This window comes from Flectobacillus roseus, assembly GCF_030056595.1.
Taxonomy (GTDB): domain Bacteria; phylum Bacteroidota; class Bacteroidia; order Cytophagales; family Spirosomataceae; genus Flectobacillus; species Flectobacillus roseus.
On record NZ_JASHIF010000019.1, the window covers coordinates 57,308 to 70,231 of the forward strand.

Consider the following 12,924-nt stretch of genomic DNA (forward strand, 5'->3'; position numbering starts at 1 on the left):
TGCGGCTCAAACAACAGGATTTCAGAAAAATAAATACATTTTTTGTTTTTAATGATAAACATGCTCTGAGACTCATTTATAACTCCGAAATACATAATTGTTACGTCTCTACAAAGTCCATTTCAGTAGCCATTTTACTAAAGTTCGTGGTTCGCAAATAGACCACGAATGAGGATTTCGCATCTTTTGTTGGCGTCGCCAGCCTTGGTCTTTGGTCACAATCAATTCGGATTGGGTTGCGCCTACAATTTTCAAGGTATTAATCATTGCCACGCAGTCGATGGCATTAATATCATACAAATCTCTATTTCTTTCCTGCATTTGCCATTCAATAGCTACTTCGGTATATAACCTCAGAGGAATTTTCTTTAACCAGTCAAGCTGATTGAGGTCTTTTGATTGATATGAAAAGCACGACAAATCCCGATATTTTTGAGGATTATCTTCGGGAGTACCTTCAAATTCTGTTTTAAGTCTTTCTACCAAATATTTAGCCTCTTCGCTAGCAATAGCAGATTGACTGAGCCAGATAGTTCGCTCGATAGATTGATAGAAACGAGCAAAATCTAATGGCGGATCTATCCCAAAAATAGCTTTTGGAATATGAATATTCTGCTCAACCAAACGCTTTGCTAACCCGATAGCACCACTTCCACCCAGTGAAAATCCTCCTAAAAAGAAAGGTGTTTTATTAAGTTTTAATCTTTCAGAAGTTTTGCTTACAATAGATTCAAGGGCTTTTTGAGAAAGTTCATCAATATAAAATGACGGAGGACTGGTATTCAAAAAAGGAATAATTACCAACAAACCATTCTGCGCTGCTACGACGGGAATATCCGATTCTTTTAAAACAGATTCAGGGGTTTCGCCAAAACCTGGCAATAATAGCAACCAGCCCTTGGGAGCTTGAACAGGATGTATTTCGAGTTGGTATTTTACTAAAACCTCATCTGCATATTGATATATTTGGCGTTTTTGAGCCAACCCCGTCCATGTCAAAAACAAGAAAGCTATTAGTAATTTAGTCTTCATGGATAAAAGAAGTTATCAGTTAATAGAATATCAGTTATTGGATTATACTCATCATCAGAAGGATACTATTCAAGTAATTCTAACTATTGCAGATGGGGGATTTCTAATTTCGAAAATAAACTAAAACACCTTTATTTTTTACAAAATAGAAAAGCTTACACTTCCAAAATCCAACTTCCGATATCCGAAATAAATGTTTTTTGTAATCCTTCGTACAGCCCTAATTCTCAACTCGTAATTCAGCACTCATAATTATTCTATCAAAAAAATGCCATCAGCTTTCACCGATGGCATTATGACTGGATAAGTTATTACGCAAAATAAACTTAAATTTTTGAGCCTTTGGCTTTCAGATATCGGCATTCGGCAAAAACATAGCTATCGTTACTAAAAAACATTTAACACTCTTTGCCTTGTGTCTGTTGCCTGTTCCCTAAAACACACAAATCAAATCTAATTTTGCAGCAACACTTAATTCTATTAAATACTTTTATTCTACCACTACACGCTTAACGGTACCATCTTCATTTTGTGTAACAGTAACGAACAAAGTGCCTTTTGTGTTTTTCTTCAAGTCTACTTGACCCATAAATTCACCTTCAAAGTCTTTTACCACCTGATGACCCACTTCTTTACCATTCACATCAGTAACCGAAATCGTCACATTTCCCTTTTGGGGGGCATCAAAACGAAGGTTCAGTTTAGCGTCAAAAGGCTTATTAGGATATACTCTCAAGCCATGAATCGTTTTGGACTCACCCATGCCAGAAAAAGTGCCATTTCCATCAAAAAAGAGCAGATTTCTAGCTCCATTTTGTAGGCTTTTCAAACGCGGTTGAGCTTTCGCCATCCATTCATCTGTATTAAAATCCTTGAATTTTTTCTGCATTTCTTTATCCATGCCTTTAAAGTCGAAGTTGAAATTTAAGTTTTCTTCATCACCATTCAACTCACGTTCAATCGTTTGACCATCTTTTTTGATGATAATACGACGTTTCATATTTTTACCAGGACGAGCCATAGCAAGAGAGTCACCATCACTAAATGAGAATGAGTGGATTTCAACATCATCCTTTTTCTGAGCGTCTTTATCAGCAAAAATCTTCATTTTAATTTTTGCTTTTGGGCCATCAGCTTTTGCCATAAGTGAATCTGTAATATCAGAAACCAACTTTTCTTTGGCTTCGCTACTCAAACCCTCCACATTATAATTACGTTCGAAAACCTCCTTTTTGCCATTTTCGGTTGTTTCGACATGTACTTTCAATTTTCCGTCTTTCTCCTGAACTGTTTGAGAAATACTCTTACTTTGTGCAAATGATGATACACTTGCCAAGCACAAAATAGCTACGCTCAATGATTTAATTGTGACCTTCATAGTTTTGTAAATTTTAATGGAACAACGTACAAATTATCGTTTCCAAACGCTAGTGGTAAATGCGTTTTTGTTATCAGGAACAAACATAATGAACCGATTCAATATCAAAGCGTTGAACTCTGTTAAAAGATGTTAAAAGGGCTTTATGGTAATACTATTCCTTCTAATTTTGCGATATACCTTTTGAATTGATTCACACGACCAATGCGTTTGAACGTTTCAAAGAAACCACTTTAAACAAAATGTTGCATCAAGGTCTTGAATTTGATGTAATTAGCAAAGCACTAATTGGCTTGACACTAGTATGACAAAACGAAAAATCCAATATATAATCGCCCTCATGGCATTTGGCTCGCTAGGGTTAATCATCTTCCAATTTTACTGGTTGGGCTTTACACTTCGTGCCAAAAACGAACAATTTGGTAGCGATGTCCGTGATGCAATGCAACGAGTAGTAAGACGATTGGGACAGCAGGAGTTTTTTTATTTGGCAAAACAAAAAATGGAGATTGAAGAAAAGCAAAAGCAATTAGTTGCCATTGCGAATCCTACTCCCCAAAAAGCCAAAGAAACTCATAAAGTACCCGTTGCTACTAAAACTTATCCTAATTTGCCTGCAGGAATCGAAGCTCTCGCCAAAAGCTCATTGCCTTCCGATATTCTGGTATCTAAAAGCACCGAAATTTTGCCTAATGGCGAAGTTCGCGAATATGAGGAATGGTCGGTGAATATGGACATGGAGGAAGTACAAAAAAGACTTAATGAGAATAAGCGTTTGGACGAAATTTTAGCAGAAGCACTAAATAATCACGCCACTGTAGCTAAATACAAGCAAGATTCGGCCAAGAAAGCGCAAAAACTAGCCGAAAAACGCAAGCAAGAACAAAAAGCTAAAGCTCATCAGCAAGATTTACTAGCTCATGAGCATACCGATATCGACTCGCAAGGACAGATGGCCAAAGAGGTATTGAGCGATTTTCTTTTCAAGAAACGTAAAATTACTGAGCGAATCAACTTCATTGTTTTAGATTCTCTATTAAAACAGGAAATTAAAAACAAAGGCATTTCGCTACCTTTTGAATATGGCATTAGTACAAAAGAAGCACCAGTATTACATTATGCCTCTTCGTTGAAATACAAGGAAAATGGCTTGAAAAGTGACAAAGACACATACATCGTAAACCTTTTTCCAAATGACTTGAATGCCTCTGAGAGCTATTTGAGATTGTATTTTCCGAACCAAGATCGCTATATTATGCGTACCATGTGGGTAATGTATGCAAGTTCATTGATGTTGATTTTGGTGATGCTCGGATGTTTTTATATTGCTGTCAATACGATTGTGAAACAAAAGCATTTGGCCGATATTAAAAACGATTTTATCAACAATATGACGCATGAGTTCAAAACGCCTATTTCGACTATTTCGTTGGCTACTCAGATGTTACAAGACAACGATGTAGCTGCCAGCAAAACGATGTTTAGTCGTTATTTGAATATCATCAAGGAAGAAAACAAACGACTAGGTTCGCAGGTAGAGAAGGTATTACAAACCGCCCAAATGGAGCGTGGAGAGTTAAAACTCAAACTAGGCTTAGTTAATGTACATCAGGTAATAGAGCACGTTCTGGAAAATATGAGCCCACAAATCGAGCTTCGTGAAGGCGATTTGAGCTTTGATTTTAAAGCAGACAACCCCGAAATAGAAGCGGATGAAGTGCATCTTACCAATATAATTTTTAACTTGCTCGACAACGCCAACAAATATTCACCCGAAAAGCCTCAAATTTCTATTCAAACAGAGGAAACACCCGAAGGTATTGCTATCAGAGTTTCTGACAAGGGCATTGGGATGACAAAAGAGTCTATCAAGAATATTTTTGAGAAGTTTTATCGTGTGCCTACAGGTAATCTTCACGATGTCAAAGGCTTTGGATTAGGCTTGAGTTATGTCAAAAAAATCGTAGAAGAACATAAAGGTAAAATCCGTGTACAAAGCAAACTAGGTGAAGGTAGTACTTTCGAAATTATTTTACCCATTGCCAAAAGTTAATTAAGTGTTAGTGCAGAAGTAGATTTGAGCTTTGTATTTTAGGCACAAGGCAACAGGCAAAGAGTGTTAAAGTGTTTTTTAATAACCACAGCCATACTTTTCCCAAAGCCCACCGCCGAAAGCCGTTACCTGAAAGCCCAAAGCACAATCGTAAATTTTATTCTGAATACTAACTTAAGTCAAAGGGGTTTCTAATAAAATGGAGGAGACATTTTAGCCTAATACCTATCGCTTTTTGCCTATTGCACGATAAAGGAACGCACTTTTACTACATTGGAATCCTTACCTATTCCATCGACAACACGTATAACGCTTACACATTATGAATAAAATCTTATTAGCCGAAGACGACCCAAATTTAGGACAGCTTTTGCAGGAATATCTTACCATCAAAGGTTTTGAAGCCACCTTAGCCAAAGATGGTGATGATGCGCTTTCGAAGTTTGTATTGACAGATTATGATTTATGCATCTTTGATGTCATGATGCCTAAAAAAGATGGGTTTACTTTGGCAAAAGAGGTACGAATGTCTGATAAAGATACACCTATCATATTTTTGACAGCTAAAGCCATGAAAGAAGATACTTTGCAAGGTTTTAAAGTGGGCGCTGATGATTATATGACCAAGCCCTTTTCGATGGAGGAGCTTTTGGCACGTATCCAAGCAATCTTGAGAAGAAGCCAAAAACAAGCTACCGACAATGCTGTTAAAAGTAATACTTTCGTGATAGGCGCTTATGAGTTTGATTCCGAAAAACAACTATTATTTCATGCCTCAGGTCAGCAAAAATTAACTTCGAAAGAAAGTGAGTTACTCAAATTACTTTGCGAAAATATCGGCAAACCAGTCAGTCGTAGCTTTGCATTGAAGATGGTTTGGGGCGACGATACCTATTTCAATGCTCGAAGTATGGATGTTTATATCACCAAACTGCGTAAGTTTTTTAAAGAAGAACCAACTATTCAAATCATCAATCTCCACGGAGAAGGATTTAAGTTGATGAGCTAATACTTTGTCTGCAATTGAGTGATTATGTTAAAAATTATCTTATTGCAGTAGAGACGTAATACTTTACGTCTAAAAACGTAGGATTCTGAAATATTCCATCAAAAAAGGCGTTCGAAATGAATTTTTCGAACGCCTTTTTTAGTGAAAATTTGGAGATTTATCTCAGTTCTATTTTTTCTCTGGTAAAAGAATAACTTTAATAAAGTCTTTACCTAAGTATTGGTTAGCTGCTTTTTTAGTGCTTTCTACCGTTACTTGTTTCATCAAAGTTTCTTCTTTTAATACATCTTTCAAGTCTTCTTTGTACTGATATTGTCCTTGAAGATATCCTAACCAGAAACCGTTTTCACGTAACTGAACTTCTGTTTGACGTTTTGATTCAGCTTTGAATTTATCGATATCTGTTTGTTCAGCACCTTTTGTTTGTACTGCAGTAATTTCTGCCAAGGTACGAGCCACCAATTTTTCAACATTTTCAGGAGCACAAGCAAAACCAATTCTGAAGCTATAACGCGCCGACGGAATTTTTGAAGCCGAACCTCCTACTTGAACACCATACACACCTGCTTCTTCTTCACGTAATTTTTCAATCAATTTGATTTCTAATACTTCAGAAAGTGCCTCGATTTGCTTATCTGATTCGGCGTTGTACACCAACGGTCCCGACCATACCATTGTTACTCTAGCTTTTGGTTCTGTGCCTTTGTAAACGGTTTTTTCGACCTTACCTTTTGGCGGATAAATACCCAAATCTTTAGCAACTTCTTTACGCTTTAATGAAGGTAAAGCACCCAAATATTTTTCAAATAAAGGTTGAGATTCTTTCAAATTGATATTACCGACAAAGAAGAACGTAAAGTCTGAGGCATCGGCAAAGCGCTCTTTGTAAATAGCGAAAGCTTTATTTGCATCAATTTTCTCAATACGCTCGGCCGTAATAGGCATACTACGTGGGTGATAGCTCGACAATACCGCAGTCAATGAATCACTATATACTTTTTCTGGTGTCAACGTTTTTTGTTGACTCAACAACCCGTCACGCTGATTACTCAAAAATCCTTTTACAACCTCAGCATCCAAACGTGGCTGCATGAAATAACTGTAAATCAATTCCAACGCTGTTTCAAAATCCTTTGGCGTCGACGAGCCACTGATACCTTCGGTAGTCGCTCCAATATATGGTGCAATTCTTACCGTTTTACCTGTCAACAACTTGCGCAAATTGATGGTATTAAACTCTCCTACTCCCGAAATAGAGGCAATTGTTGAGGCTAACTTTGCATTATCGGCATCTTTATCTGCATACAAGTTTGAACCACCAACACTGTAACCGCTGATTAAGATTTCGTCGTTTTTAAAATCTGTCGATTTTACCACTACTTTTACGCCATTGCCCAAAGTCAATTCTGTCACACCGATTTCTGGAATTTGCTTAGTAGCAACCACTTTACTTCCTTTTTGTAATTTTTCAATCAATGGTTTTTGTACAGATTGGTCAACGTAAGCTGTTACATCTTTGCCAGTATTATTCAACAATTCTTTGATTTTTTCGGCAGAAGGCAACTTGTCTTTATCTTTTTCTGGCGCCATCAAAACTACTGCACGGTTATCATCAGTAATCAAAGCTTTTGCAGCCGCGTTGATATCCTCAAGTTTGATTGTCTCGATATATTTTTTCGTAAAATCATAACCAAACTCAATAGAAGTAAGTACTTCATCTTCTAAAAATGCACTCACCAAACCATCGACTAAATCTTCCGAGCTAGTCTTATCTTTTTCTTTAAAAGCATTTTCTTGGCTAACTAAATACATTTTTTTAGCACGCTCAAATTCGCTTGCGTTAAAACCAAACTTTTTGGCACGAGCAGTTTCTTCCAAAATAGCTTTCAAACCGCCTTCGATATTGTCACCTTTGGCTACTACAATCGAGCTAAAACCGTCGAGGTTACTCAAGAAACCACTATATCCTGCTTGTCCATACAAAAACGGAGGATCAGCCTTTTGCGTCAGTTCCTGAATACGAGAAGAAAGCATGATATTGAACAACGAACGAACGATACCATCACGACGGTCTTGATAAGTTACGTCTTTTTTCTTTGGTTGTTTCGAGATTACCTGAATCACCGTATTTGGTTGCTCAGGATCTGTAACGATGGCAACGTCTGTTCCGCCAGTCAACGGAATATCATATTTCACTCTTGGTTTTGGATTGGCTACCGCAGGAATTGCGCCGAATTTTTCTTTAATCATTTTTTCGACCATATCCACATCCACATCACCTACTACCGCTACGGCTTGTAAGTCGGGGCGATACCAATCTTGATGAAATTGCTTTAAAACATCATATTTGAAGTTTTTCAAAATATCATCTTTCCCGATAGGCAAACGTTTGGCGTATTGAGAGTTATTCAAAATCAAAGGAAAATACTTGTCACGCATACGAGCTTGAGCACCTTTCCCCAAACGAGATTCTTCCAATACAACGCCACGTTCCTTGTCGATTTCGCTGGGTTCGAGTGTGGCATTATGCGCCCAATCCTCCAAAATTTGAATACCTTTTTTGAAAACTTCGATCGAGTCAGTTGGCACAGGAAGCATATACACCGTTTCATCGAAACCTGTGTAAGCATTTAAGTCAGCACCAAAACGAACCCCTGATTTTTGAAGGAAGTTAACTAATTCATTTTTCGGGAAGTTTTTGGTACCGTTAAAGTTCATGTGCTCCATGAAGTGCGCCAAGCCCTGTTGCTCGTCGGTTTCGAGCACCGAACCAGCTTTTACCATCAAACGCAACTGAGCACGGTTTTTAGGTTCTGCATTTTTCTGGATAAAATATTTCATTCCATTGGGCAATACGCCCACACGCACCGACGGATCCATGGGTAGTTTTTGGCTCAAATCGGTTTGTCCATAGCCTACAAAGCTCAAAGAGATTCCTAAAGCGACTGTAGCAATTAGGTGAACAACTTTTTTCATGAAAGTTTTAAAGTTATGAGATTTAAAAAGTATTGATTCATACAACAAGATCTACTTATCGTATCTTCCAAATTTAATGAATGTTTTGATTTCACTCTATTATTCGGTAAAAATTAAAACCAGAAACATGCGCGTTTTATTATTGAGTGAGTTAAGATTGAGTGAATGAGTGAATGAGTGATAATTTGACCCTTGCCATTAAAATAAAAATGGTGTAGCATCAACCCTTGCAGTTGTCGCCTTCAAAATGGCAACCACAAGGGTCGATGCTACACCAAAAAATATGTTACTTGTTCAAGATTGAGTCTATTACTAGTTCAAGACTTAGTCTTGGACTTATTTTTTTATTACAGTTTCTAAACTGTAATAAAAAAATAATTACTTAACTCATCTGTTTGAATCTCTTTTTCAAAATCAGCAGTGCAATATGTAACGCTACGGAAATACTTACGATTTTGCCCCCATTAGCCTCCTCCCAAAAATTAGGGTCTTGATAGACTTTAAAAGCAATAATTGCCAATATAAGGGTAAGGACTATTTGAAAAAAACTCATTATGCCTATCATCACCTGAACGATGAGCTGGCGAAGGCCATCAAAACCGCGTTTTTCGTTTACCATAAGCTTAGAAGAAAAAGCCTCCTACTCGGATAACAATAGGGCTACCATAGGGAGATGTTAGATTATTGGAAGAATAACTAAAGTTATACAATGCTGAAATCTGGAAGCCACCATATCCTAACCCAACACCTGCCAAAAATTGAGGATCATAATTGAGTTTATAGGTTCCTGCACTACCATAATACTGTTGAACCTCTCCTTGTGCAAATGCTTTAGACAAGATAGACTCTAAAAAACGAAGACGATATTGGGTAAAAAGTCTAGGACCGTATAAGTTATAGGCTGTTGCACCAGTGTATTTGGTATATTGATAATCTACAGCCAGCCCAACTGTCATTTCGTTTGTTAATAAATAACCAGCCATTGGCGAAACAGAAATAAGGGTTGGGTTACCAAACTGCAAACCACCGATACCACCCCCAAACTTCAATCTTTCGCGGAAGGATAAATCTCTTACGTCTGGTTCTTCGTTTTCCTCGGCGTCGAGGTCACCCGTTGCGCCATCTTGTTTAATTACAACAGGCTCTTGCGCCCAGCTTTTTGTTATGTTACCTGCGGTTAGTAAGCAGAGAATAAGAAGTATTTTTTTCATGGTTTGAAAATTAATCTATTGTGTTTCAATAAGCTATAGATGTTTCATCTATCAACAAAAAGATGTTATCCTCAAACAAATAGGCTTATTAGTACAACCTATTTGTTTTTTTGTCTGAATAAACCATCATCCTTTATTCATAAAGACACATTTTACCCATCATTTCGTTGCAATCACTTGTATCAAACCCTTAAATTAATGGAAAGTTTGCTACATTCTTGCGCACATACGAAACAATCTTGTCTAGTTTTTTGTCTAACTTTGAGAGGACAACTTCTTGATGACAACTCAAGGTTTGTCTATCCTTATTTTGCCTGTACTTGTTTTGGACAAAATTTGGCAATTACCCTTACCAATCATTTGCCAAAATTCAACTATCCGACATTTTGATGAATACTGCCGAAATCACGCTGAACCAACAATCTTCCATAGAAAATCTCGATCCCAAAAAGAATATTATCATTAAAGGAGCGAGAGTTAATAACCTCAAAAATATCGACGTAGCGATTCCTCGCAACCAGCTTGTAGTGATTACAGGCTTGTCTGGTTCGGGAAAATCTTCTTTGGCCTTCGATACGCTTTTTGCCGAAGGGCAACGTATGTATGTCGAAAGCTTAAGTTCGTATGCCCGTCAGTTTTTGGGAAGAATGGAAAAGCCTGATGTAGACTATATCAAAGGCGTATCGCCAGCGATTGCGATTGAGCAGAAGGTTTCTACTAAAAACCCTCGCTCGACGGTTGGTACGACTACCGAGATTTATGATTATCTCAAATTATTATTTGCTCGCACAGGTATTACCTATTCGCCTCTTTCGGGAAATATCGTTAGAAAAGATACCGTTACCGATGTGGTCAACTGGTTGTTTGAACAAGAGTCTGGACAAAGAGTGTTGATTCTTGCACCATTATTTTTGAGAGAAGGACGTAGTCTACAAGCAGAAATGCAGGTATTGATGCAAAAAGGCTACACTCGTATTGTGGTAGATGACGAGACTTTATTTTTGGAAGAATTACTAGAAAATCCTACCCAAATTGAAGCGCTCCCTCCTATTGACCTAGTAAAAAATAATTTCAGAATATTAATAGACCGATTGGTCATCAAAAAAGAAGAAGACGGTCAGCCCGAGGAAGAAACACAGTTTCGTGCCTCTGATTCGGTACAAACGGCATTTTTTGAAGGAAGTGGCACTTGTTATATTGAGCTTGTAGGACAAGAAACCCGTTTTTTCTCAGATAGATTTGAATCCGACGGTATTGTTTTTGAAGAACCTTCGCTCAATCTTTTTAGCTTTAATAACCCTTATGGCGCTTGTAAACGTTGTGAAGGATTTGGAAAAGTATTAGGCTTAGACCACGACCTTATTTTTCCAGACCATAACTTATCAGTTTATGAAGGGGCTATTGCTCCTTGGCGTACCGAAAAAATGGGCGAATGGCTTATTCCTTTGTTGCGTAATGGTATCAAGTTCGACTTTCCTATTCATAGAGCCTACAAAGATTTGACAGAACAAGAAAAAGCCCTATTGTGGACAGGAAACGAATATTTTTCGGGACTCAATGCCTTTTTCCAAATGCTCGAAACCGAGACCCACAAAATTCAATTTAGAGTTTTGCTTTCTCGCTATCGTGGTCGTACTACTTGCCCCGACTGTCAGGGTTCACGCTTGCGTAAAGATGCGGGATATGTCAAAATCAATGGAAAGTCTATTATCGACTTGGTATTGATGCCTATCTCAGAAGTAACAGAGTTTTTTGAAAAACTCGAGCTTCCTGACTACCAAATGGAATTGTCGAAGCGTATTGTACAAGAAATCCAAAACCGACTAGATTTTATGAGTCGTGTGGGTTTGGGATATTTGACACTCAATCGTCTTACTTCGACTTTATCGGGTGGTGAGTTTCAGCGTATCAAATTAGCCACTTCACTGGGAAGTGCCCTTGTAGGCTCAATGTACATTTTAGATGAACCTTCGATTGGCTTGCACCCACGCGACACGCAACGTTTGGTATCTGTCTTAGAATCGCTAAGAGATTTGGGAAATACCGTGATTGTGGTAGAACACGAAGAGGAAGTCATGCGTGTAGCCAACCAAATCATTGATATCGGTCCTGATGCGGGGAGTCATGGTGGGCAACTGGTGTTTCAAGGAAATTACGAACAATTGAGCGATGCACAAGTCACACAATTACAAAGCCATACGATTAATTTCTTGACAGGAAAAGATAGTATTCCTGTGCCAAAGTTTCGCAGAAAAGCTACTGCTTTTATAGATATCAAAGGCGCCCGAGAAAATAACCTTAAAAACTTAGATGTCAAGTTTCCACTTGGGGTACTCACGGTGGTGACAGGTGTAAGTGGTTCTGGGAAATCGACGCTTATTCGTAAAGTGTTATTTCCTGCCTTAGGAAGACACTTAGGAACCTTTACCGAAGATACGGGCAAGTTTACAGAATTGAGTGGTAGCCTCAACCGAATAGAAGCAGTTGAAATGATTGACCAAAATCCAATTGGTAAATCTTCCCGTTCAAACCCTGTTACCTATATCAAGGCTTATGACCAAATTCGTTTGTTGTATTCAGAACAAGCTATTTCGAAAAACCGCGGATATAAACCAGCGCATTTTTCGTTCAACGTAGACGGCGGACGTTGTGAAACTTGCCAAGGTGAAGGTGAAGTAACGATCGAAATGCAGTTTATGGCAGATGTGCGCCTCAAATGCGAATCTTGTGGAGGAAAGCGTTTCAAACAAGAAATTTTAGACGTAAAATACCAAGAAAAAGATATTGCCGAAATCTTGGATATGACTGTCGATGAGGCCATAGATCTTTTCTCAAAAGAAGACCCCAAATTGGCAGATAAACTAATTCCATTACAAGAAGTAGGCTTGGGTTATATCAAATTAGGTCAATCTTCAAGCTCTTTGTCGGGTGGCGAAGCGCAGCGTGTCAAATTGGCAAGTTTCTTAGGAAAAGGAAATTCGAGTAAAGGAAAAACCCTCTTTATTTTTGATGAACCTACGACAGGTTTGCACTTTCACGACATTAAAAAACTCTTGAAAGCCATCAACGCACTCGTTGAACAAGGCGATTCGGTGATTATTATCGAGCACAACATGGAAGTCATCAAATCGGCAGACTATATCATTGACCTTGGTCCAGAAGGAGGCAATCAGGGAGGATACATCACCTTTACAGGCACACCCGAAGACATGGTGAAAGAAGGGAATAGCTTTACCGCTACATTTTTGAAAGAGAAATTATAAGC

8 protein-coding genes are annotated in these 12,924 nt (G+C 38.1%); 3 read left to right on the top strand and 5 right to left on the bottom strand.

The genetic code is table 11. The annotated features are described in order from the left end of the window. Positions 1-108 precede the first annotated feature (108 nt). Positions 109-1,032, bottom strand: a complete 924-nt coding sequence (locus tag QM524_RS19115) for a hypothetical protein (RefSeq protein WP_283345780.1) — start codon at positions 1,030-1,032, stop codon at positions 109-111. Between the two features lie 490 nt (positions 1,033-1,522). Then, positions 1,523-2,410, bottom strand: coding sequence for a T9SS type A sorting domain-containing protein (locus tag QM524_RS19120; protein ID WP_283345781.1), 888 nt, complete (start codon positions 2,408-2,410; stop codon positions 1,523-1,525). A gap of 304 nt (positions 2,411-2,714) precedes the next feature. Between QM524_RS19120 and QM524_RS19125 the strand changes: the two genes are divergently transcribed. Then, positions 2,715-4,463 (top strand): sensor histidine kinase, encoded by a 1,749-nt coding sequence (locus QM524_RS19125; protein ID WP_283345782.1) that lies wholly within the window; start codon positions 2,715-2,717, stop codon positions 4,461-4,463. A 322-nt stretch (positions 4,464-4,785) separates the two neighbouring features. Continuing rightward, the gene (locus QM524_RS19130) at positions 4,786-5,472 is read left to right on the top strand and encodes a response regulator transcription factor (protein ID WP_095160787.1); all 687 of its coding nucleotides are present in this window, start codon (positions 4,786-4,788) and stop codon (positions 5,470-5,472) included. Positions 5,473-5,640: 168 nt separating this feature from the next. On the opposite strand, the gene QM524_RS19135 is transcribed toward QM524_RS19130, so the two are convergent. From QM524_RS19135 to QM524_RS19145, 3 genes are all read right to left on the bottom strand, one after another. Then, positions 5,641-8,448, bottom strand: coding sequence for a M16 family metallopeptidase (locus QM524_RS19135; protein ID WP_283345783.1), 2,808 nt, complete (start codon positions 8,446-8,448; stop codon positions 5,641-5,643). Between the two features lie 382 nt (positions 8,449-8,830). Then, a complete protein-coding gene (locus QM524_RS19140; RefSeq protein ID WP_283345784.1) occupies positions 8,831-9,067 on the bottom strand; it encodes a hypothetical protein in 237 nt (78 codons plus the stop codon). Positions 9,068-9,071: 4 nt separating this feature from the next. Then, positions 9,072-9,659 carry a hypothetical protein gene (locus QM524_RS19145; protein WP_166549667.1) on the bottom strand — a complete coding sequence of 196 codons (588 nt, stop codon included), beginning with the start codon at positions 9,657-9,659 and terminating at the stop codon, positions 9,072-9,074. Positions 9,660-10,048: 389 nt separating this feature from the next. On the opposite strand from QM524_RS19145, the gene uvrA reads away from it, so the two are divergent. Further along, the gene (gene uvrA, locus QM524_RS19150) at positions 10,049-12,922 is read left to right on the top strand and encodes an excinuclease ABC subunit UvrA (protein WP_283345851.1); all 2,874 of its coding nucleotides are present in this window, start codon (positions 10,049-10,051) and stop codon (positions 12,920-12,922) included. Positions 12,923-12,924 lie beyond the last annotated feature (2 nt).